Origin of the sequence: Sphingopyxis sp. H073, assembly GCF_001468395.1 — a bacterium.
Classification (GTDB): domain Bacteria; phylum Pseudomonadota; class Alphaproteobacteria; order Sphingomonadales; family Sphingomonadaceae; genus Sphingopyxis.
This window is the reverse complement of record NZ_LNSG01000004.1, coordinates 84,406-104,330: the sequence shown is the minus strand read 5'-3', so window position 1 is coordinate 104,330 and position 19,925 is coordinate 84,406. Positions and strand designations below refer to the sequence as shown.

Sequence of the window (19,925 nt, the reverse complement as noted above, 5' to 3'; positions counted from 1 at the left end):
ATACTGCGCGCGGCGACGGCATCGCGCCAGCCCCTTTCCACTTGCCCCGCACCCTGCTAGGCGCCCGCGCCATGTCCAAGCATCCCGACCGCCGCACCTTTGCCATCATCTCACACCCCGACGCGGGCAAGACGACGCTGACCGAGAAACTCCTCGTCGCGGGCGGCGCGATCCATATGGCGGGTGAGGTCAAGGCGCGCGGCCAGGCGCGGCGCGCGCGCTCGGACTGGATGAAAATCGAGCAGCAGCGCGGGATTTCGGTGACCTCGTCGGTGATGACCTTCGAACATGACGGGCTCGTCTTCAACCTGCTCGATACGCCGGGGCACGAGGATTTCAGCGAGGATACCTATCGCACGCTCACCGCCGTCGACAGCGCGGTCATGGTGATCGACGCCGCAAAAGGCATCGAGCCGCAGACGCTGAAGCTGTTCGAGGTCTGCCGCCTGCGCTCGGTGCCGATCATCACCTTCGTCAACAAGGTCGACCGCGAAGGCCTGCCGCCGTTCGAATTGCTCGACGAGGTCGCTGACCGGCTCGCGCTCGACGTTTGCCCGATGAACTGGCCCGCGGGCATGGGCGGGCAGTTCGAGGGGATTTACGACCTGGTCGATCCCGCGATCATGAAGCCCGGCGGCGATGCGTCGCGCATGTATGAGGGTGATCGCGTCGGCGTCACGGGGCTCGACGATGACGCACTCGCGGCGCAGCTGAGCGCCGACGCGCTCGCGTACCTCAAGGAAGAGACCGAGCTGGCGTCGGCTTGCTATGCGCCCTTTGACCCGGCGGCGTATCGGAATGGTGATCTGACGCCGGTCTATTTCGGATCGGCGCTCAAGGAATTCGGCGTCGTCGACCTGCTCAATGCACTGGCGGCGCACGCCCCCGGACCCGGCGCGCAGCCCGCCGAGCCCGCGCCGGTACAGCCCGACGACGAGGCCGTCACCGGCTTCGTCTTCAAGGTGCAGGCGAACATGAACCCGGCGCACCGCGACCGCATCGCCTTCATGCGTCTGTGCTCGGGCAAGTTCGAGCGCGGGATGCGGCTGATGCAGGGCGGGACGGGCAAGGCGATCGCGATCAGCCGCCCGATGCTGTTCCTCGCGCAGGACCGCGAAATGGCCGAAGAGGCGTATCCCGGCGACATCATCGGCATTCCGAACCACGGTACCTTGCGCGTCGGGGATACTTTGTCGGAACGCACCGACATCACGATCACGGGCCTGCCGAACTTCGCCCCCGAAATCCTGCGCCGCGTCGCGCTCGTCGATCCGACCAAGACCAAGCAGCTTCGCAAGGCGCTCGACGATATGGCCGAGGAGGGGATCATCCAGGTCTTCTATCCCGAGATCGGGTCGAACATGATCGTCGGGGTGGTCGGCCAGCTTCAGCTCGAAGTGCTGATCAGCCGGCTCGAGGCCGAATACAAGGTCGAGGCGAAGCTGGAGGCATCGCCCTGGGACACGGCGCGCTGGATCGCGAGCGACGATCCCGCCGCGCTGAAAGCCTTCCAGGCCGACCACCGCGGCGCCAGCGCCGCCGACCGCGACGGCGCGCCGGTTTTCATGGCGAAGGATGCGTGGGAAGTCGGCTATGTGACCCAACGCCACCCGGCGATCCGTTTCACCGCGACGAAAGAGCGCGTTTTCGCCGACGCGGGTTGATCGGGTCCGCCAAGTCCGGCACCATGACGTCAAGGTCGGTCATGGCGGGGGTATCGATGCGCGGATGGATTTTGGCGCTGGCGATGGCCGCGGGCACCGCGCCGGTGGCGGCACAGGGGATCAAGCTTCCGGTCGCGCCGGGGTTCTGGACCAACGACACGGAAAAATGCACGGCCGTCCGTCACGGTTATATATTCGACGGCAAACGCTGGGGCGCCCTCTATTATTACGGTCCCAACGGCAGCATGGGGCCGGCCGCCGAACTCGAGCCGATCACGCAGGCGCGGGCTGTCGCGGGCGGTTTTACCCAGATGCAGTTCGGCGGCTATGACGGCGCGGGCTATTTCCGCATCAAGCTGCTTGGCCCCGGCCGCGCGCTCTATCGCGTCGGGGCGCCGTTTCAGGACGAGATACAGGAATCGGACGAGACGCTGATCCGCTGCGATTTCAGGACGCTGTCGCCAAAGATGCAGGCGGCGATCCGGCGTTTTGCGCCCGCACTGGTGGCGAGTCCGGCGGCCCGGCCATAAGCAACGCGGCGATCGACGCGGCGATCTGCTGGCCGGTGTCGAGCTCGTAATAGGAAAAGGCCGGGCTCGGATTGACCTCGAAGCAATAATAGCGCCCGTCGGGGGCCCGGCGCAGGTCGATGCCCGACAGCGACAGGCCCATGGCTGCGGTCATCGCGACGCAGCGTTCGGCGATCTCGTCGGGAAGCGTGATCGCCGAAAGGTCGGTGCGGCCGCCGCGCTGCGATGCATAACGATAGTCGACGCCGTCGCTCGCGATCTCGGTCGCGTGCACATCCTCGCCGACGACATGGACGCGAATATCGGTTCCCGCGACGCGCTGCTGGAACTGCACCGGGCACCAGCGAATGCGTTCAAGCCGGTCGCGGTCGGTGACGTCGAGCTCGGCGACGATCGATCGTACCCCGCTGATAGATTTGTAGATGAGCGGGCCGTGGTCGGCGTGGAAGGCGCGCACCGCATCGGGATCGTTGCTGATCAGCGTTTCGGGAATGTCGAAGCCGTGGCGGCGCACGATCTGCCCCTGAAAGGGCTTCGACATGTTCGATCCCTGCGGGTCAGACCTGTTGACGATCCGCGCCGGCGCAACCTCGAACCAGCGGTAGAGCGCGTCGTGGAGGGCGCGCGCGCGGCGGCGCGGCGGGGCATCGGGCGCGAGCGGCTTGACCTCCGGCAACCGGTTATCGTCCATCATCCGATGATAGACGGCGGCGATGTCGCCGAGCGCGATGCGGTCGCTGCCCAGGGTAAGCCTGCCGTCCAGGCCGCCGTCGTCGATGTGAAAGGCGAAATCGCAGACGGCGACCTCGCGCTGGTTGAACAGGCGATAATCGGCGCCGCGCGCGTCGAGTGCCTCGCGGACGAGGCGGAGCGGCGTTTCGCTGGGGATGCCGGCGAGCAGGATCATGACGCAAAGGCCGCGTCGATGGCGTCGACCATCGGTTCGCCGCCGGCGGCGAGATCGGGGAGCAGGTTGGCGCCGACGAAGCGCCAACCTTCCGGAATGGCGTCGTCGGGGATCAGGCGCACGCCGAGCAGGCCGACGCCCGCCGCGCGCGCGAGCGCGATGCAGCCATGCTCGACCGCCGCAGTCAGATCGATCGTGGCGGGCCAGCCCGGTTGCACCAGCCGGCCACCGACCGCCACCACGCAAATCTCGCCGGGTTGCTCGGCGATCGTCCAGTCGCGTTCGGGCTCGCCCGCGCTGTCCTGCCGCCACGCCACCACGGGCAGTCCGGCCGCCTGCGCAAGTATCGTCCAGGCCGACGGATGGCGCCAGTTGCCTGCGAGCCCCTGCGGCGTCGGCGGATTGAGGATGGGGGTGGGGAGCGCCGCCATCCAGCTCAGGAACAGCGCATAAAGCTCACTGCGCGCATAATCCTCGTCTTCGCCGCCGATGCGCGCGAGCAGTGCGAGGGGAAGATAGTGGAGGCGGTTGACCACGCCGCCGCAATCGTCCGGCGACAGGGTTTGCCCGTTCGAATGGGTGAGGATGAAATCGACGCCGCCCGCTCCGAGCCGGTGATGCCAGCGCAGCGTTTCGGTACCGAGCGTCGCGGCGGTCAGCGCGCGGACCGCGCGGCCGCGGGCGCGGAGCCTGTCCGCGAGCCATGCCGCGGACAGGTCATACTCTTCATACAGGATGAGCAGGGGCTTCATTGCCGGTGCCTCCGCCCCGTGTCAGCCGCTCTTGTCCTTTTCATTCTTGAGCGCACCCTCGCCCAGGTCGGGACGTTCGGCGCTTTCGATGAAGTGCCGGACTTCGACGGCGGCCTTTTCGAGCTGTTCGAGATGCGCCTTCAGCGCCTCGATCTGGAGCACGGGGTCGAAGATGTCGCCGGGATTTTCGACGAGTTCCTTGCCGTCCTTTTCCTTGATCGGCTTTTCGCCATGCTCCTTGAACTCTTTGAACTCCTTGAATTCCTTGTGCTCGATCTTCTCGTTCTTGTTCTCCTTGAGCTCATTCTTTTCGAGCTTTTCGTGCTTCAGTTCCTTGTGCTCGATCTTTTCGATTTTCTCGATCTTCAGCTCCTTGTGGAAGTTCTTGCCTTCCACAATTTCGATCTTTTTCTCGAGCCTTTTGGGTTGCTTGGCCATGATGTCTCTCCAGTTTGTCAGAAAACCGGACGTGCTGCCCTTTGAGGGGGCGGGCAGCGATGCGACCTCATGTTCGTCCGCGGCGAGGGCTGCGCTCCGCCCCCGGCCCGGTCAAGGCAAAGACAGGGTCGGCGTGCGCTAATCGCGACGAGAATCGGCGTTAATTTCGCCTTGGCGATAAAGGCGGCCAGCGATGGCACACTATCCCGCGGCGGGCGATCGCGGGGTGGATGTCAGAGCAGGCTGAGGAGATCGGCGGGTGCGGCTTCTGCCGCTTCCTCATCCTCTTCGCCCTCGAACTTGCTCAGCGTGATGCCGAGCAGCCGGATGCCCTGCCCGGTCGGCAGCAGCGGGGCCAGGATCGCCTCGCCTGCGGCGAGCAGCGCCGTGCCGTCGACGATCGGCGCGGGAACGGTCCGCGCGCGCGTAATGGTCTGAAAATCGGCGTAGCGCAGTTTCAGCGTCACGGTCCGCCCGCGCGCGCCTTTCTTTGCCGCGCGGTCCCACACCACGGTGCAGACATGCGCCAGCGCCTCGCGGATCTCGGTGTCGGTGATCAGGTCGTTGAAGAAGGTGCGCTCGCCGCCGAGCGACTTCAGCGGCCGGTTCGATTTCACCCGCCGATGATCAATTCCGCGCGCCAGATTGTGGAGCCACTCTGCGCTGTTTCCGAAATTCTCGGCAAGCCAGGCCATGTCCTTCGCCGCGAGATCGGCGCCGGAAAAGATGCCGAGTCCCTCCATCTTCGCCGCGGTCACCGGGCCGATGCCGTGAAAGCGGCGTATCGACAGCGTCTGCACGAAGGCCGCGCCTTCGCCGGGGCGAATGACGGTCAGCCCGTCGGGCTTGTTCTGGTCCGATGCGAGTTTGGCGATGAACTTGTTGTACGAGACGCCGGCCGAGGCGGTGAGCCCCGTCTCCTCGCGGATCCGCCGGCGGATCAGCTTCGCGGTCGCGGTTGCGCTGCCGAGTCCGGCCTTGTCGCGGCTGACGTCGAGATAGGCTTCGTCGAGTGACAACGGCTCGACCTCGTCGGCATAGTCGCGGAAGATCGCGCGAATTTGGTGGGAGATGTCGCGATAGACCTCGAAGCGGGGGGGCACGAAGATGAGGTCGGGGCACTGGCGCTTCGCGGTGATGCTGGGCATCGCTGATCGCACCCCGAACTTGCGCGCTTCATAGCTGGCGGCGGCGACGACGCCGCGCCGCGACGAGCCGCCGACTGCGACGGGCTTGCCGCGGAGTGCCGGATCGTCGCGCTGTTCGACCGACGCGTAAAAGGCATCCATGTCGACATGGATGATCTTGCGAACGGGCGGGTCGGGCCCGTCGTTGGGAACTGGATCTTCGCCATTTTTCACGCCGATGGTCTAGCATGTTGCCGAAATGTTCTCAATGTTCCGTGCAAGGGCGCGCTTGACGCCGCGCGGTCAAACTGGCAATCGCCGCCGACCTTGGAGATGCGGGTATAGCATAGTGGTAATGCTCTAGCCTTCCAAGCTAGCTAGGCGGGTTCGATTCCCGCTACCCGCTCCATCCCCTTTTTATCGTCTGAATTCCTCGCAAGGCCGCTTTGATCGGCCGCTGCGCCGTGCCGTTCCTCTGCCGGGCGTGCCACGTGGCTTGACCAGGAGCCATATTGACGTTAGTAAAACTATCATTGTGGTATCAGAACAAACATCAATTGAACCGACCAAGCCTTCGCTGCGCAGGGCGCAGACGGCGCTGACCCGCGAACGGATTTGCGACGCCGCCGCCGGGCTGCTTGGCGAGGACGGGGACCAGAGCGCCATTACGTTCAGGGCGGTTGCAGAGCGTGCGGCGGTTACCGAAATGACGGTCTATCGCCACTTCCCCAATCGCGAAGCCTTGCTGCGTGGCATATGGGAACGCATCAACGCCCGGATGGGGCCCGGGATCGGTATGCCGACGAGCGTCGGCGAGCTCCGGGGCCAGCACGACAAACTCTATGCGGGCTTCGATCGGGTCGCCCCCCAGATCATCGCCGCCATCGCGACGCCACAGGGACGCGAAATGCGCGCCGCGCTGAACGGGGAACGACAGGAAGCCTTTCTTGCCATTGTGGCGGATGCCGCGCCCGAGCTTGAAGGCAAGCGCAAGCGGCAAGTCGCCGCGCTGCTCCAGCTTCTCCACAGTGCCTATGCCTGGGCCTCGCTGCGCGAGCAGTGGGACTTGCACGGCGCCGAAGCGGCCGAGGCCACGCGCTGGCTGATCGAACTGATTCTAGAACAAATCAAGGATCCTATGAAATGATTGCCCATGTTTCGATTCCCTCCGCCGACCCTCAAGCGACCGCGCTTTTGTTCTCGGCCCTCATCGATGGACAGGCTTTCACATTTCCTGTCGTTCCGGGCGCGTGGATCGCCGTTGCGCGCGATGGGTCGGGAACGGCCGTGGAGGTCTATCCCGTCGGCATCGCTCATCATCCCGGCGTCGGGGAAGCCGACCCTCTGCTCGTTCCCGAGGAACCGGCGCAGATGCCGTGGGAGGATCAGATTATTTCCGATGGCCACCCTATGCGCCCGTCAGCCTTCCATATCGCCATCGTCACGGGCCTCGATGACGAACAGATTTTCGCGCTGGCGCGGGAAGCGGGAATTCGGGCGATCCGCTGCGAACGGGGCGGCGTTTTCGGCCTGATCGAGCTCTGGATCGACAATATGACCCTCGTCGAAGTCCTGACCAGCGTCGATGCCGCACGCTATCGCGATTTCATGAATCCGGCACAATGCGCAGTGATGTTCGGACCTGGGTCTGCGCCGGCACTGGCCGCCTGAGTCCGCCGTTGGCCAATGCAGGCCGGATCGGCTGCACGCCTTCAGCCGGTCGCGCGGTCCATCGCCTCCATATGCGCCTCGGGCGGTTCGCACGGGGCGGGTGGATCGCCTTCGGCCGTCGTAAAGCGCGCGCCGCGTTCGAGCGTCTTGTGAACGGGACAGCGTTCGGCGATCTCCATCATTCGGGCGCGCTGCTCGGCGTCGATCGCGCCTTCGATCGAGATGCGGACGTTGAAAAGGTCGGGCTGGGGATCGGCGAGTTCCTTCTGGTGGCCGACCGCGGTGCGGATGCGCGTTACCGGCCATTTCTTGCCGTCGGCATAGAGGCGCAGCGTCATCGTCGTACAGGCGGCGAGCGCGGCGGAGAGGAGGTCGAAGGGGCTGGGGCCCGTGCCGCCGCCGCCGACGCTGACCGGCTCGTCGGCCAGGAACACATGGTCGCCCGTGCTGATCGCAACCTGGAACTTTCCGTCGCCCGTCTCTTCGGCTTCGGCATCGACCGGCGGCAAGGGCGCTTCGGGCGGCGGGGTCAGATAGGGGCTGGCCCAAGCCGCGATCATCGAGCCGACGCGCTGGACGTCCTGCGGACGGCTGAGCAGATGGTCGGCGTCGTCGAGCGAAAAGAAGCTTTTGGGGTGCCGTGCCGCGACGTAGATTTTGGTGGCATTCTCGATGCCGACCGTATCGTCGAGCGGCGCGTGCATAACGAGTAGCGGACGGCGCAGCGCCGCGATGCGCGCGCCCTGGTCCTGCGAGCGCAAATCGTCGATCAGGCCGCGCCCGACGCGAAAGCGCCGTCCGGCGAGCAGGACGTCGGCGGCGCCCTCGGCGTCGATCGTCGCGATCGCGGCGGGATCGAACTGATGGAGCGTATGGGCGACATCGAACGGCGCGTTGATCGTCGCGACCGCGCGGATCGAGGGCAGGTCGACCGCCGCGGCAATCGCGGCCGCACCGCCAAGGCTGTGGCCGATCAGCAGCGACGGTGCCTTGCCGTCGTCCGCGAGCGCCCGCGCGGCCGCCTGGAGATCCTGCACGTCGAACGAAAAGCGGCTGTCCGCGAAATCGCCCTCGCTCTCGCCGAGGCCGGCGAAGTCGAACCGCAGCACCCCGATTCCTTCGCGCGCGAGCAGGCGCGCGATCCGGACCGCCGCACGGTTATCCTTTCCGCAAGTGAAGCAATGCGCGAAAATCGCCCAGCCGCGCACGCGCCCACCGGGAAGCTCCATCCGTCCCGACAATGTCTTGCCCGCCGAGCCGGGGAACCGAAACGGCTGCGTGACCATGCGCCCTCTCCTTCTTCGGTGACGGGGCCATGCTACGCGTGTCGCGGCAACGGGTCACGCGGAATGCGCCGATGCCGATCGGTCGACAGGAACTTTCGGCGCTGCCTCTCGTTCTAATAGCGCACACGAAATGCAGGAACAGGCGGCGCGACGATGGATCGCCCGGCTTTCGGAGGGCCGTTTTCTTGCCTCTCCGGAAGGCGGCGTTCCGTGCCCGCCGGATAGGAGATGTCTGATGTTCAAATGGGCTTTGATCTTTGCGGTGATCGCGTTGTTGGCAGCACTTCTCGGGTTCGGCGGTGTCGCCGGGGCCGCCGCGGGGGTGGCGAAAATATTGTTCTTCGTCGGTTTGGCGCTCGTGGCGCTTTTCCTGATTCTCGGCGTGGTCGCTGGCCGCAAGGTTGTTTGACGGCGACCGGTCGTTTCACAATCCTCCCTGATCGGGGCAGGCGGCATTGGCGCCGGTCTCCGGGACGGAATCGACGAGCCCCGCCGCGGGAATGCGGCGGGGCTTACCCCTTTTGGGCATTTGTGCCCCCATTTCGCGCGATGGTAGGATGCCGCCTTCAAAACGGGTGAGGGCGATGCGGTGCAGAAATCTTCCGTTGTAACGATGTCGATACCGAAGCCGGCGTTCGGCGTGCCCGCGCCCTGGTTCAAGGCACCGGTGCTCGACGGGAATCCGCGATATTCCTTCCATACGATCGCGGGACGCGTCGCGATCCTGTTCTTCATGGGGTCGGCTCGCGATGCCGGGATCAAGTCCGCGCTCGATAGTCTCCTCGCGTCCGACCGCTATGAAGGTTCGCGCGTTTGCCTGTTTACCGTGACGCACGACGCGGGGGATGTGTCCTCGGGCCGGATCGCCTCGGGACAATATGGGGTGCGCCATTTCCTCGACTATGACCGTGCGATCAGCACGACGTACGGCGCGTGCCGTGAAGGGTCGGATCGTTACGAGGCCTATATCGTCGTTCTCGACCGCCAACTGAGAGTTGCGGGGCGATATCCGCCGTCGCAGGCGATCGAAGCGCTCGCGCTTGCAGACCGTCTGGTCGACGAAGAGCAGCCCGATGACTGGGCGCCGGTGCTTCGCATTCCCCGTGTGCTCGACCGCGCCACCTGCCGCCACCTTATCGACCTGTACGAGGCCGATGGTGGAGAGGATTCGGGGTTCATGCGCGAAGTCGAGGGAAAGACCGTTTCGATCATCGACCATGGGCACAAGCGGCGATCGGACTATACCATCGCCGATATGGAATTGCGCCGCTCGCTCGTTGGCCGGATCAACGACTGCGTGCGGCCGGCGGTCAATCTGGCCTATAATTTCGATGCGACGCGCATGGAGCGCTATATCGTCGCCTGCTATGATGCGTCGGTTGGCGGACATTTCAGGCCGCATCGCGACAATACGACCAAGGGGACCGCGCACCGCCGCTTCGCGGTAACGATCAACCTGAACGACGAATTCGACGGTGGCGAGCTGCGCTTTCCCGAGTTCGGATCGCGTACCTATCGCGCGCCGCCCGGCGGAGCGATCGTGTTCGGCTGTGGCCTGCTTCACGAGGCCACGCCGGTGACGCGCGGGCGCCGTTACGCCTTTCTGCCTTTCCTGTACGACGATGACGCCGCGGCGCAGCGCGAGGCGAACAATGTCTATCTGGGCGAGGGCGTGGGCGCTTACCGAGCCGGCTGACCGCAATCGGGGCGCAGCGACTTGCGCCAAGATGAACGCCGCTGTGCTTTTGCGACAATTTGCGACAATTTTTCGCCTATCCGGCACTTGAATGGGACAAATCGTAACTAGAACGCCCTTATCGGAACATCGCTTGTTCCCGCATGAGGAGTTCGTGACGTGAAAAAGATTTCGCTTTTGACGCTGGGTGCCGCGTTGATCGCCGCACCCGTTTTCGCCGCCCCCGGTCAGGTGGCAAAGGGCGACGCCGATGCCAATGGGACGCTGACGCGCGCCGAGGCGCAGGCGCATGCGACCGAAATGTTCGCCAGGATGGACGTCAACAAGGACGGCAAGCTCGACGCGAGTGACCGTAGCGCCAAGCGCGCGGATATGCAGGCCAAGATGTTCGAGCGTCTCGACGCAAACAAGGACGGCAATATCAGCAAGGCCGAATGGGACCAGCACAGCGCCGATCGCGTGGCGAAGCGCGCCGAGAAGCGCGCCGATGCCGGTGACGGCAAGCGCGGGATGCGCGGTCATCACGGCAAGCGTGGCGGTCACGGCATGATGGTGGCGCGCGCCGATACCGATGGCGACAAGGTGATCAGCCAGGCCGAGTTCCAGACCGCGGCGCTCGCGCGTTTCGACGCGGCCGACGCGAACAAGGATGGCCAGGTGACCGCCGAGGAACGCGCCGCGCAGCGTGAGGCGTGGAAGGCGAAGGCCGGCGAATGGCGCGCGAAGCGCGCCGCCGCTCCGGCTGCACCCGCCAGCGAATAACCCCATGGCGCGGGGCCGCGGTGACGGGCAGGCTATCCTCCCCCTCCCGGCATTGCCTTTGCCGCCGGCCCCTGCCAGCATCGCCCACCGGTCGCAATCGACCGGTGGGCGAACTACTGCATTTTACGGACAGATGATGACCGACACGCCGCGCATATTGCTGATCGACGACGAGCCCTCGATCCGCGAACCGCTATCCGAATATCTCGAAGCGCAGGGCTTCGTCGTTACGGATGCCGCCAATGCTTCGGAGGCGCGTTCGGTGCTGCGCGCGCAGGCGGTCGATCTTGTCGTCAGCGATATCATGATGCCCGGCGAGGACGGGCTGTCGCTCACGCGGCACCTGCGCGAGACGGGCAGTATTCCCGTCATCCTCCTCACCGCGCGCGCCGAGGATACCGAACGGATCATCGGGCTGGAAATCGGCGCCGACGATTATGTCGTCAAACCTTTCAACCCGCGCGAGTTGGTCGCGCGCATCCGGACCGTCCTTCGCCGCACGCAGTCGGGCGGCCGCGCGGTCGACAGCAACGGCACAAGTTATGCCTTCGGGCCGTGGGTTCTTCGCGAGGTCGAGCGCGTGCTCGTCGACGAGGCGGGGGACGAGGTCGCGCTTTCGTCGGGCGAATATCATCTGCTGCAGGCGCTGCTGCGTCACCCGCGACAGGTCATGAGCCGCGACCGGTTGCTCGACCTGGTGCGCGGGCGCGAGGCCGATATCTTCGACCGCGCGATCGACAATCTCGTCAGCCGCCTGCGCAAGAAGATCGAGGACGATCCGGCGCATCCGCAAATCGTCAAGACCGTGTGGGGCGGGGGCTACACGCTCGCCTGCGAGGTCAAGCGCCTGGGCCCGGCCGCGTGAAACTCCGTCTTTGGCCCCGCAGCCTTGTCGGCCAGCTCGTTTTCGCGGTCGCGGTGATGCTGTTTCTCGCGCAGGCGATCAATTTCGTCCTGCTGTCGCGCGGGATGAAGCAGCAGACGCTGGCGCACGGCGGTGGCATGGCGGTCGCGCGCGTCATCGACGCGATCGAGCGCGACCGGCGCGGCGAGTTTCGCGGGCCGCCGCGTGACGAAGAATCACGCGAGCGCGCGCAAAAGCTGATGATTTCCGAAACGCCGCCGCAGCTTCCCGTGGGGGCAGTGCGTCTTCCCGAGCTTTCGAACTATGTTGCGGGGCTGCTCGACGACACGAATATCCATGCCGATATGGTCGAGGCCTGGGCGCTCCCGCCGAAGTCGCGGCAGCGGCTGCAACGCGCCGCCTTTCCAGACCGCGCGGTCGTCGTCGTCGCCAAGGTCGACGGGCGCTATTTCGCGGTGCGCTCGCGCATCGCGGCCGGGGGCAACCGCCTGTCGGGATTTCTGGTCTGGCAGACGTTGACGCTCTACCTGCTGCTCTTGATCCCGATCATGGTGATCGCATATCGCGCGGCGCGCCCGCTGCGCGACCTGACGCGCGCGGCGCGCAGCAATCCGGCGTTGCGCGACACGACCCCGCTCGAGGAGGAAGGGCCGTCCGACGTGCGCGACCTGATCGCGGCGTTCAACGCCTATCGCACGCGCATTGCGACCATGCTGTCCGACAAGGACCGGATGCTCGGTGCGGTCGGCCACGATCTTCGCACGCCGCTGGCCAGTCTCCGCGTCCGCGTCGAGGGAGTCGAGGACGACAGATTGCGCGACAAGATGATCACCAGCATCGACGAGATGACCGCGATGCTGACCGACATATTGGCGCTCGCGCGATCGGGCGCCGGGACTGAAGCGCAGGAACGCGTCCCGATCCGGGAACTGATCGGCGAACTTGCGGCCGATTATCAGGAGCGCGGCAAGGATGTGGCGGTCGGCGATGTCGCCGACGTCCGTGTCCTGGTTCGCCCGATGCTGCTCAAGCGCGCGCTGCGCAATCTGTCGGACAACGCCCTTGCCTATGGGGCGCGCGCGCGGCTGTCGGTGACCGCTGCAGCCGGCCGGACGCAGATCATCGTCTCCGACGATGGTCCGGGTCTGACCGAGGAACAGATACGGACGCTTGTCGAACCATTCGCGCGCGGCGAGCAATCGCGCAACCGGGCGACCGGCGGTGCGGGGCTCGGCCTCTCGATCGCGCGCGAGATTGCCGAGGGCGAGGGCGGGGCGCTGACGCTGGCGAACCGTGCCGGCGGCGGGCTCGATGCAGTGATCGAGCTGCCGGTTCAGGCGTAGATCGCGATCGCCTGGCTACCGCTCAGCACCGGTTCGCCGGCGCGGTTCCACAGCATCATGTCCTGCACCGACACGCCGCCGCGCGCATAGCCCGTCTTCGCCGAAAGCAGCCACCAGCCGTCATCGGTCGTCGGCGTCCCGCCGAGCATATTCACCGTCCAGTTCATCGAGCTGATCGGCCCGAACTCGGTGAACAGCGCCATCGCCGCAGGCGGCAGGGCATCGCCGAGCGCGAGCAATTGGACCGCCGGGTGGCATTCGGGCTGCTCGACAAAGCGCACCCAGGTCAGATATTCGCCGACATCGCTTTTCCAGGCGAAGCGCGGACCGGTGGTCGGGCGCATGTCGAAATGCCGGACGAAGGACGGGCGCGCCTTGTGCTCGGGGACCGGCTCGAGTGTTTCGGGAGCAGGCGCGTCGGGCATCGTCAGCCGGTTGTGATCGAGGTGGCTCTTGCGCTCGCCCGAGAAGGCGAAGACCGCAGCGGTGCCAAAGCCCTGGTCGCTCGACACGCCCGCGTCGATGAAGAGGCTCGACTTCGACTGGCGCAGCACGCGGGTATTCACCGTGCAATCGCCGCCGACCGGGCCGACGAAGCTGATCTGCGCATAGCGCAGCGGCGCCTCGGTGGGATGGAGCGCCATCGTGCCTGCCAGCGCAACCGCAGAGCTGATCCCGCCATAGGCGGTGCGGCCCTGCATCCAGCCCTCGTCGATATGCGCGGTCGCGGCGTCGCCTTCGACGCGCAGCGTGGAGAGAAGCGCGTCGAGCGCGCTGGGAGAGGTCGTCATCTTTATCCTATTCTTCGATCTGGAACGTCAGTCCGGCATTGGCGGTGAGCCGTTCGATCAGCTTGTCCCCAAGCAGCGCCCCCGGCGTCCAGATACCGCCCGCGCCCTTGTTTTCGAGCAGCGCCATTCCGGTTTCGGCGAGCATCTTCGACGTCGAACCATAGCCCGGATCGCGGTCGCCCTGCACACTCGTCCGGACCGTCGTGCCGTCGGGATATTCGCCGATGAAGAGCACGTCATAGAAGCCGTTCTCGCGCTCCTCCTTGCTCGGGCCTTCACCGGGCTTGATGCTCGGATCGAACGGGTTCGCCTTCGCCATCGCTTCGGCCATCGCCTTGCCGGCGTCGCCAATCGTGGTCATCACCATCTCGTCATAGACGAGATCCTCGCCCCAGGGGTGACCGAGCAGGAAGTTGGTGCGGTGGACATTCTTCATGTTGATCGGCGCCATCACGAAGGGCGCGGTCCAGGTGCCGGTCGCGCTGTCATATTCGGGAACAAGGCCGGTCGGTTGCGACGGTCCCTCGAAGCCCGGGGTCAGCGCGAAGGAGGATTTGAGCAACAGCGCGAGCGAGGGCTTCTTCGCGATCGCCTTGAGCGTTTCGGTCAGGCTCGCGATCGTGCCGCCCGAGGCGCCGCCCGCCATCTTGCGAACGCGGCCCTTGACGCGCGGCGCGGGCTTGCCGTGGCGCTTCACCGCTTCCGCCTGCAGGAAATGGACCCCGAGGTCGAAGGGGATCGAGTCGAAGCCGCACGAGAAGGTGATGCGCGCACCGGAGGCCTTGGCGGCAGCCTCATGCGTGTCGATCATCTCGCGCATCCAGCCCGGCTCACCGCAAAGGTCGGCATAGGCGGTACCCGCGCGGACGCAGGCGGCGACGAGTTCGTTGCCGTAAAGCTGATACGGGCCGACGGTGGTCAGCACGACCTTGGTGCTCGCGGCCATCGCGTCGAGGCTCGCCGGATCGCTGGCGTCGGCGACGATCAGCGGCGTTTCCTCGTCGGCGCCGATCAGGTCGCGCACCTCGGCAAGTTTTTCGAGGCTGCGCCCCGCCATCGCCCATTTCGGCGCATCCTTGCGACCCTTGTAGTGGTGCGCGAAATATTCGGCGACGAGGCGGCCGGTGAAGCCCGTGGCGCCATAGACGATGATGTCGAGATCGCGGCTCGCGGTCATGGCAGACTCTCCCTTTACGTAAACGTTAAGTAGAGGCTAGCGCAGACCGTGCGCGATGCCAAGCGCGAAGCGTCAGCGGCGCTACCAGGGGCGGCGGGCGACCACCGGCGCATCGATGGCTTCGGCGCGCCCTTCCGCACGAACTGCGCGGAGTTCGGCCTCATGCGCCGCGATCTCGTCGTGCCGGCGGCGGCGGAGGGCATCATAGCTCCAGCGCGTGTTGCCATAGCCGAACAGGCAAAGGAGACCGCCGGCAATCGCGAGATTCTTCATCGCCGCCATCGCCTGCATCGGGTCGGTGAAGTCGCGGTGGAAGAAGAGAATGGTCAGGAGCACGAAACCGGCGAGCAGGATCGAGAAGAGACGTGCGTAGATGCCGAGCGCGATACAGATGCCGGCGATCAGCTCGAACAGCCCTGTGGGAACAGCGAGGCCGCCGGGGAGGCCCGCGGCGGATATCATCGCGTTGGTGTCGGAAACATGGATCAGCTTGTTGATCCCCGACACAATGAAGATCACGGCGATGAACAGGCGGCCGATGAAGACGGCGATCATGGACATAGGGCATCCTCCACGTGCGCCCCGCCCGCTGGTGCAGAGAGGACGCGCGGGGAGGCGAAGGGTTCCCCTACGAGCGTCAGGGGTCAGCGCGGCGCGAGGGTCAGGCTCTCGATCTCGCAGTCGCTGCAATCGATCGCGCGCAGCACGACCGACCCGCGCCCCGCGAGCAGATCGATCGAGCCGAGGTCGAGCGTTTGCCAGTCGGTCCCCGCGGCAATGGCGGCGCCTCGTTCATCGATTCCCACGCGCCCGCCTTTGGCGGAGCGCGCGCGTATCGTCACCGACCGGCGGCCCGCTACCGCGACGTCGGCGCTGAAGCGCATCCATTCGCTCGTCACGAACTCGGTCACATAGGGTGTGCCGTCCGCCTCGCGGGCGATATCGACGCCGTCGTTGCGATAGGTCGTGCCGTTATTCCAGAGGGTCCGCTCGCCGCCGGTCGCGACGTGATAATTGGCGTCCGCGGCGTCGAAATAGGCGACCCCCGCGGTGCCGAGATCGTAATCAGCGGCGCGGATCGTCAGCGGCGCAGTGCCCAGCAGGCGCGTGATGAAGGGCCGCGCCGCCGAATCGTGCGGCTGGCGCATCATCGCGTCGATCACGTCAGGCTTGGGAATGTTGCGGTCGAAGCGACTGTTCTCGGCCAGCTGCATCATCGCGGCAAAGGCTTCGTCGGCGCCCGGCTTCGGCCCTTTGCCGGTCGCCCATGCAACGATCCTCGCCCAGCCCGGCCCTGGATCGATTTCGAGCGGCTGGTTGAAGCCGATCTTCTTGAGCGGCCAGAAGGCCCAGCCGATCCCGTCGCCCTCGACCAGCGCGATGGAATCGCGGAACCAGACATTGCTGTTTTCGCCCGACTCGCCCAGCCAGACCGGGCGGTTATAACGGTCGCGCAATTCCTCGATCGCGCTGACGCTCGCAGGGTCGTTGCGGTTCCAGTATTTGTGGAAGCTGATCGCCATATTGGCGTCCCACGCAGGTGGCAAGCCCCTGTAATTATTGCCCCAGCAATTGCCTTCGATGATCACGATATGCCTTTGGTCGACCTCGCGGATCGCCTTGGTGATCCGCTGCTGGAGCTCCCAGACGCCCTTGTTCTCCGTCTCGTCGCAGCCATTGCCCTTGCCGGGCGTCGCAAAGCTCCAGTTGGGCTCGTTGATCACGTCATAGGCGCCGATCCACGGCTCGTCCTTGTAGCGGGCGGCGAGCTTCTTCCACAGCACGACGGTCTTGCGCTGGTTCTCCGCGCTCTCCCATAGCGAAGGCTTGGTCGGGTCGCGGTCCGAGATGGCGAGATCGTTGCCCTGGCCGCCGGGCGCGGCGTGGAGGTCGAGGATCAGGTAGATGCCGTGCTTCCGGCTCCATTCGAGCAGGCGGTCGATGCGCTGGAAGCCATCCTCGAGCCAGGTATCTTCACCGGCCTTGGGCTCTTTGTCGGAGGGCAGGGTGAGCTGGTCGAAATGGATCGGCAGGCGCACCGAATTGAAGCCCCATTTCGCCATCTGGTCGATGTCGGCCTCGGTCGTGTGATTATCGAGCCAGGCGCGGTAGAATTCGGCGGTGCGCTTTTCGCCGACCAGTTCGACGAGCTTCGCACGGATCACATGCTGCTGCCCGAGTTCACCGAGCTTCAGCATATAGCCTTCCTGCAGCATCCAGCCGCCGAGTCCCATGCCGCGCAGGATGACCAGCTGGCCGCTGTCATCGACGATCTGCGTGCCGTCGACTCTCAGCCAGCCTTCGGCTCGTGCGTTGGCGGAAGAAAGCAGCGCTGCGAGCGCGAGCGCAATCGACCCGAATTTCATGTCCTCGTCCCCGGTTATGGATTTATGAGAACGTTATCAATTTTGGCGCGGGGCGCAACCAATCTTCGTCATTGCGAGGAGCCGGAGGCGACGCGGCAATCCAGGGTTTGCGTAACACGCGCGGGATTGCTTCGCTGCGCTCGCAATGACGATGAATTAGAGTTTGGGGAGGGTGACGCCCTTCTGCCCCATATATTTGCCCGCGCGGTCGGCGTAACTCGTCTCGCACGGCTCGTTGCCCTGCAGGAACAGAAACTGGCACGCGCCTTCGTTGGCGTAAATCTTGGCCGGCAGGGGCGTCGTGTTCGAGAATTCGAGCGTCACATGCCCCTCCCAGCCGGGTTCGAGCGGGGTGACGTTCACGATGATGCCGCAGCGCGCATAGGTCGACTTGCCGAGGCAGATGACGAGCACGTCGCGCGGAATCCGGAAATACTCGACCGTCCGGGCGAGCGCAAAGCTGTTCGGCGGAATGATGCAGACGTCGGTTTCGCGGTCGACGAAATTTTTGGGATCGAACGCCTTGGGATCGACCGTGGTGCTGTCGATGTTCGTGAATATCTTGAATTCGGGCGCGACGCGCGCGTCATAGCCATAGGAGGAGAGGCCGTAGCTGATGCAGCCGTCGCGGCGCTGCGCCTCCACGAAAGGCTCGATCATGCCCTGATTGAGGGCGGCTTCGCGAATCCATTTGTCGGAAAGAATGCTCATCCCGCTGTCTTGTCGAGCGGCCGCGCTTCGCGCAAGCGGTCAGTCGGGGATCATCCCCAGATCCTTCGGTCCGAAGGCGGCTGGAAGCAATTCGCTGAGCCTGTAGCTCTTCACCGCCGAGCCGTCGCCAGAGGCGCAGTGGACGAGGACATCGACCTTCGAGCGTTCTGCGGCCTCGTTCAATATCTGGCGGCAGCGGCCGCACGGATTGACCGGATCGCCGCCGATCAGGTCGCCGCCGTCCGGGCGCCCGCCGATGATCGCGACCTCGGCGAGTTCGCCGATCCAGCCTTCGTTGGCAATCTTCGCGACCGCCGCCGTCTCGGCGCAGAGCGTAAGGCCATAGCTCGCATTCTCGACATTGGCGCCGGTGACGACATCGCCGTTCTTGAGCAACAGCGCCGCGCCGACGTGAAAGCCCGAATATGGGGCATAGGCGCGGCTTGCGGCGTCGCGCGCGGCGGCGATCAGGGCATCGCGGGTCTCGCTCATGGCGTCTCTCCTTCCGGGCGCAGCACGTTCCAGCCGACGGTGCCGTCGGCGCCGGTCAGGCGAATATAGTGGTTCGCTTGCCACATCGCCCAGGGGTGCGCGCCATAGTCTGGCTCGAAGAAATCGCGGCGCAGCCATGTGGTGCGCGCGATTCCCCGCGTTACCTTGTAATCGCCTTCGAACGACGGGCCGGGCGCGATCAGGCTGCGCTTGCCGGTATGCGCCTCGATCTGCGCGAGGAAGGTCGCGAGCTCGGATAGCAGCAGCGCCCGCGTCGGCCGGTCGGGACAGCGGTCGTCATAGTCGAGCCAGACGACGGCGGGCAGCGCGTCGGCGCGCCGCGGGACGTGGCGGATGAAGTTCGCGGCCTGATCGGTCGCAAGCTGGCAGAGGCTGTAGCGATGGATCGCGCCTGCCTGGATACCGACCTCGCGCGCGCCCGACAGGTTGCGCGCGAACATCGGGTCGACCCCGCTCGCGCCATCTGTCGCGGCGACATAGGCGAAATCGGCGCCCGCGGCCTTGATCGATCCCCAATGGACCTCGCCATTGTCGGCGCTGATCGTCACGCCCTGCAGCGGATAGATGTCGCGGCTCGGGGCCCAGCGCGCCGCCCACCACAGGGCAAGGCCCGCCAAGAGGACGGCGAGCAGGATCAGTCCCGCGGTGCGGCGCAGGAAATGCGCGATCGCGCCGCGCCAGTTGCCGTCTGCCTTGACCGGTCGTTTCGCTGCGCGCGTCGCCATGCTCAGCCCTTGATGTGGAGCACGCAGATCAGCGTGAACAGCCGCCGCGCCGTGTCGAAATCGACCGCGATCTTGCCGTCGAGCCGGTCCATCAGCATCTCCGCCGCCTCGTTGTGGAGGCCGCGGCGCGCCATGTCGACGGTCTCGATCTGCTGCGCGGTCGCGGTCTTGATCGCCTGATAATATGAGTCGCAGATCGCGAAATAGTCGCGGATCGGACGGCGAAAGCGGCCAAGGCCGAGGATGATAGCTTCCAGCGGCGAACCGTCCTCGCGGCTGATCTCGAAGATCAGGCGCCCTTCCTCGACCCGCAACCTCAGCCGATAGGGGCCGGCATAGCCGTCGGGGTGGCCGCGCTGGGGCACGAACTTATTCTCTTCGAGCAGGTCGAAGATCGCGACGCGCCGCTCCTGCTCGACATCGGGGTTGCGCCAGACGATAGACCCCTCGTCGAGGTCGATCGAGATGATGCGCTGCTGCGAGGGATCGGCGTCGGTCATGTTGCGAAGAGCTTCTACTTGGCCGGGCGTGAAGGGCAAGGGGGCGACTTATTCACAGCAACCCACAACTATGTTAGGGAAGCGGGCATCGCTTGTTGCAC

At 65.5% G+C, this 19,925-nt stretch carries 22 protein-coding genes and 1 tRNA gene; 10 read left to right on the top strand and 13 right to left on the bottom strand.

Annotated elements, in window-relative coordinates; translation table 11 throughout:
- The first annotated feature begins 71 nt into the window (after positions 1 to 71).
- Together ATE64_RS08510 and ATE64_RS08505 are read left to right on the top strand one after the other, a co-directional pair.
- A complete protein-coding gene (locus ATE64_RS08510) occupies positions 72 to 1,664 on the top strand; it encodes a peptide chain release factor 3 (RefSeq protein WP_058454797.1) in 1,593 nt (530 codons plus the stop codon).
- 56 nt (positions 1,665 to 1,720) lie between these two features.
- On the top strand, positions 1,721 to 2,194 hold the full coding sequence (locus ATE64_RS08505; RefSeq protein WP_156418166.1) for a hypothetical protein: 474 nt from the start codon (positions 1,721 to 1,723) through the stop codon (positions 2,192 to 2,194).
- Here ATE64_RS08505 and ATE64_RS08500 read toward each other — a convergent pair.
- From ATE64_RS08500 to dinB, 4 genes are all read right to left on the bottom strand, one after another.
- Complete coding sequence (locus ATE64_RS08500; RefSeq protein ID WP_058454795.1) at positions 2,112 to 3,101, bottom strand: hypothetical protein; 990 nt, start codon at positions 3,099 to 3,101, stop codon at positions 2,112 to 2,114. The genes ATE64_RS08505 and ATE64_RS08500 overlap by 83 nt on opposite strands.
- On the bottom strand, positions 3,098 to 3,853 hold the full coding sequence (locus ATE64_RS08495; RefSeq protein WP_058454794.1) for a hypothetical protein: 756 nt from the start codon (positions 3,851 to 3,853) through the stop codon (positions 3,098 to 3,100). Before ATE64_RS08495 ends, ATE64_RS08500 begins: the two co-directional genes overlap by 4 nt.
- 21 nt (positions 3,854 to 3,874) lie before the next feature.
- Positions 3,875 to 4,291, bottom strand: a complete 417-nt coding sequence (locus ATE64_RS08490; protein ID WP_058454793.1) for a hypothetical protein — start codon at positions 4,289 to 4,291, stop codon at positions 3,875 to 3,877.
- A gap of 233 nt (positions 4,292 to 4,524) precedes the next feature.
- Positions 4,525 to 5,652 (bottom strand): DNA polymerase IV, encoded by a 1,128-nt coding sequence (gene dinB, locus ATE64_RS08485; protein ID WP_058454792.1) that lies wholly within the window; start codon positions 5,650 to 5,652, stop codon positions 4,525 to 4,527.
- 101 nt (positions 5,653 to 5,753) lie between these two features.
- Here dinB and ATE64_RS08480 point away from each other — a divergent pair.
- From ATE64_RS08480 to ATE64_RS08470, 3 genes are all read left to right on the top strand, one after another.
- Positions 5,754 to 5,827 (top strand) — tRNA-Gly (locus ATE64_RS08480).
- Positions 5,828 to 5,914: 87 nt separating this feature from the next.
- Positions 5,915 to 6,565, top strand: a complete 651-nt coding sequence (locus tag ATE64_RS08475) for a TetR/AcrR family transcriptional regulator (protein ID WP_167541758.1) — start codon at positions 5,915 to 5,917, stop codon at positions 6,563 to 6,565.
- Positions 6,562 to 7,089 (top strand): hypothetical protein, encoded by a 528-nt coding sequence (locus tag ATE64_RS08470; protein ID WP_058454791.1) that lies wholly within the window; start codon positions 6,562 to 6,564, stop codon positions 7,087 to 7,089. Before ATE64_RS08475 ends, ATE64_RS08470 begins: the two co-directional genes overlap by 4 nt.
- A gap of 41 nt (positions 7,090 to 7,130) precedes the next feature.
- On the opposite strand, the gene ATE64_RS08465 is transcribed toward ATE64_RS08470, so the two are convergent.
- Positions 7,131 to 8,375, bottom strand: coding sequence for a bifunctional alpha/beta hydrolase/OsmC family protein (locus ATE64_RS08465; protein ID WP_058454790.1), 1,245 nt, complete (start codon positions 8,373 to 8,375; stop codon positions 7,131 to 7,133).
- A gap of 235 nt (positions 8,376 to 8,610) precedes the next feature.
- Between ATE64_RS08465 and ATE64_RS21125 the strand changes: the two genes are divergently transcribed.
- The 5 genes from ATE64_RS21125 to ATE64_RS08445 all read left to right on the top strand — a co-directional run bounded on the left by ATE64_RS21125 (position 8,611) and on the right by ATE64_RS08445 (position 13,041).
- Entirely contained in the window at positions 8,611 to 8,784 is a 174-nt protein-coding gene (locus ATE64_RS21125; protein WP_082657675.1) for a DUF1328 family protein, read from the top strand.
- 180 nt (positions 8,785 to 8,964) lie between these two features.
- Positions 8,965 to 10,071, top strand: coding sequence for a 2OG-Fe(II) oxygenase (locus ATE64_RS08460; RefSeq protein ID WP_231729051.1), 1,107 nt, complete (start codon positions 8,965 to 8,967; stop codon positions 10,069 to 10,071).
- Between the two features lie 159 nt (positions 10,072 to 10,230).
- Positions 10,231 to 10,833, top strand: coding sequence for a hypothetical protein (locus ATE64_RS08455; RefSeq protein ID WP_058454788.1), 603 nt, complete (start codon positions 10,231 to 10,233; stop codon positions 10,831 to 10,833).
- Between the two features lie 136 nt (positions 10,834 to 10,969).
- Entirely contained in the window at positions 10,970 to 11,698 is a 729-nt protein-coding gene (locus ATE64_RS08450) for a response regulator (RefSeq protein ID WP_058454957.1), read from the top strand.
- Positions 11,695 to 13,041, top strand: coding sequence for an ATP-binding protein (locus tag ATE64_RS08445; RefSeq protein ID WP_231729050.1), 1,347 nt, complete (start codon positions 11,695 to 11,697; stop codon positions 13,039 to 13,041). Before ATE64_RS08450 ends, ATE64_RS08445 begins: the two co-directional genes overlap by 4 nt.
- Here the strand turns inward: ATE64_RS08445 and ATE64_RS08440 are convergent.
- The 8 genes from ATE64_RS08440 to ATE64_RS08405 form a co-directional block, all read right to left on the bottom strand.
- Positions 13,032 to 13,832: a thioesterase family protein gene (locus ATE64_RS08440; protein WP_058454787.1), complete on the bottom strand. Its 801-nt coding sequence runs from the start codon at positions 13,830 to 13,832 to the stop codon at positions 13,032 to 13,034. The genes ATE64_RS08445 and ATE64_RS08440 overlap by 10 nt on opposite strands.
- A 7-nt stretch (positions 13,833 to 13,839) precedes the next feature.
- Positions 13,840 to 15,009, bottom strand: coding sequence for a saccharopine dehydrogenase NADP-binding domain-containing protein (locus tag ATE64_RS08435; RefSeq protein ID WP_058454786.1), 1,170 nt, complete (start codon positions 15,007 to 15,009; stop codon positions 13,840 to 13,842).
- Positions 15,010 to 15,090: 81 nt separating this feature from the next.
- Positions 15,091 to 15,570, bottom strand: a complete 480-nt coding sequence (locus ATE64_RS08430; RefSeq protein ID WP_058454785.1) for a DoxX family protein — start codon at positions 15,568 to 15,570, stop codon at positions 15,091 to 15,093.
- 83 nt (positions 15,571 to 15,653) lie between these two features.
- A complete protein-coding gene (locus ATE64_RS08425; RefSeq protein ID WP_058454784.1) occupies positions 15,654 to 17,375 on the bottom strand; it encodes a cellulase family glycosylhydrolase in 1,722 nt (573 codons plus the stop codon).
- Positions 17,376 to 17,531: 156 nt separating this feature from the next.
- The gene (gene dcd / locus ATE64_RS08420) at positions 17,532 to 18,086 is read right to left on the bottom strand and encodes a dCTP deaminase (protein WP_058454783.1); all 555 of its coding nucleotides are present in this window, start codon (positions 18,084 to 18,086) and stop codon (positions 17,532 to 17,534) included.
- 39 nt (positions 18,087 to 18,125) lie between these two features.
- Positions 18,126 to 18,578 (bottom strand): cytidine deaminase, encoded by a 453-nt coding sequence (locus ATE64_RS08415; protein WP_058454782.1) that lies wholly within the window; start codon positions 18,576 to 18,578, stop codon positions 18,126 to 18,128.
- Positions 18,575 to 19,324: a GH25 family lysozyme gene (locus ATE64_RS08410; protein ID WP_058454781.1), complete on the bottom strand. Its 750-nt coding sequence runs from the start codon at positions 19,322 to 19,324 to the stop codon at positions 18,575 to 18,577. Before ATE64_RS08410 ends, ATE64_RS08415 begins: the two co-directional genes overlap by 4 nt.
- Positions 19,325 to 19,326: 2 nt before the next feature.
- Positions 19,327 to 19,824 (bottom strand): UPF0262 family protein, encoded by a 498-nt coding sequence (locus tag ATE64_RS08405; protein ID WP_058454780.1) that lies wholly within the window; start codon positions 19,822 to 19,824, stop codon positions 19,327 to 19,329.
- Positions 19,825 to 19,925 lie beyond the last annotated feature (101 nt).

Coding starts and splice junctions, on each gene's coding strand:
- ATE64_RS08470 (WP_058454791.1), top strand. CDS start 6,562: ATGATTGCCCATGTTTCGATTCCCTCCGCCGACCCTCAAGCGACCGCG.
- ATE64_RS08465 (WP_058454790.1), bottom strand. CDS start 8,375: ATGGTCACGCAGCCGTTTCGGTTCCCCGGCTCGGCGGGCAAGACATTG.
- ATE64_RS08450 (WP_058454957.1), top strand. CDS start 10,970: ATGACCGACACGCCGCGCATATTGCTGATCGACGACGAGCCCTCGATC.
- ATE64_RS08510 (WP_058454797.1), top strand. CDS start 72: ATGTCCAAGCATCCCGACCGCCGCACCTTTGCCATCATCTCACACCCC.
- ATE64_RS08415 (WP_058454782.1), bottom strand. CDS start 18,578: ATGAGCGAGACCCGCGATGCCCTGATCGCCGCCGCGCGCGACGCCGCA.
- ATE64_RS08425 (WP_058454784.1), bottom strand. CDS start 17,375: ATGAAATTCGGGTCGATTGCGCTCGCGCTCGCAGCGCTGCTTTCTTCC.
- ATE64_RS08430 (WP_058454785.1), bottom strand. CDS start 15,570: ATGTCCATGATCGCCGTCTTCATCGGCCGCCTGTTCATCGCCGTGATC.
- ATE64_RS21125 (WP_082657675.1), top strand. CDS start 8,611: ATGTTCAAATGGGCTTTGATCTTTGCGGTGATCGCGTTGTTGGCAGCA.
- ATE64_RS08410 (WP_058454781.1), bottom strand. CDS start 19,324: ATGGCGACGCGCGCAGCGAAACGACCGGTCAAGGCAGACGGCAACTGG.
- ATE64_RS08435 (WP_058454786.1), bottom strand. CDS start 15,009: ATGACCGCGAGCCGCGATCTCGACATCATCGTCTATGGCGCCACGGGC.
- ATE64_RS08500 (WP_058454795.1), bottom strand. CDS start 3,101: ATGATCCTGCTCGCCGGCATCCCCAGCGAAACGCCGCTCCGCCTCGTC.
- ATE64_RS08495 (WP_058454794.1), bottom strand. CDS start 3,853: ATGAAGCCCCTGCTCATCCTGTATGAAGAGTATGACCTGTCCGCGGCA.
- ATE64_RS08405 (WP_058454780.1), bottom strand. CDS start 19,824: ATGACCGACGCCGATCCCTCGCAGCAGCGCATCATCTCGATCGACCTC.
- dcd (WP_058454783.1), bottom strand. CDS start 18,086: ATGAGCATTCTTTCCGACAAATGGATTCGCGAAGCCGCCCTCAATCAG.
- ATE64_RS08440 (WP_058454787.1), bottom strand. CDS start 13,832: ATGACGACCTCTCCCAGCGCGCTCGACGCGCTTCTCTCCACGCTGCGC.
- ATE64_RS08490 (WP_058454793.1), bottom strand. CDS start 4,291: ATGGCCAAGCAACCCAAAAGGCTCGAGAAAAAGATCGAAATTGTGGAA.
- ATE64_RS08505 (WP_156418166.1), top strand. CDS start 1,721: ATGCGCGGATGGATTTTGGCGCTGGCGATGGCCGCGGGCACCGCGCCG.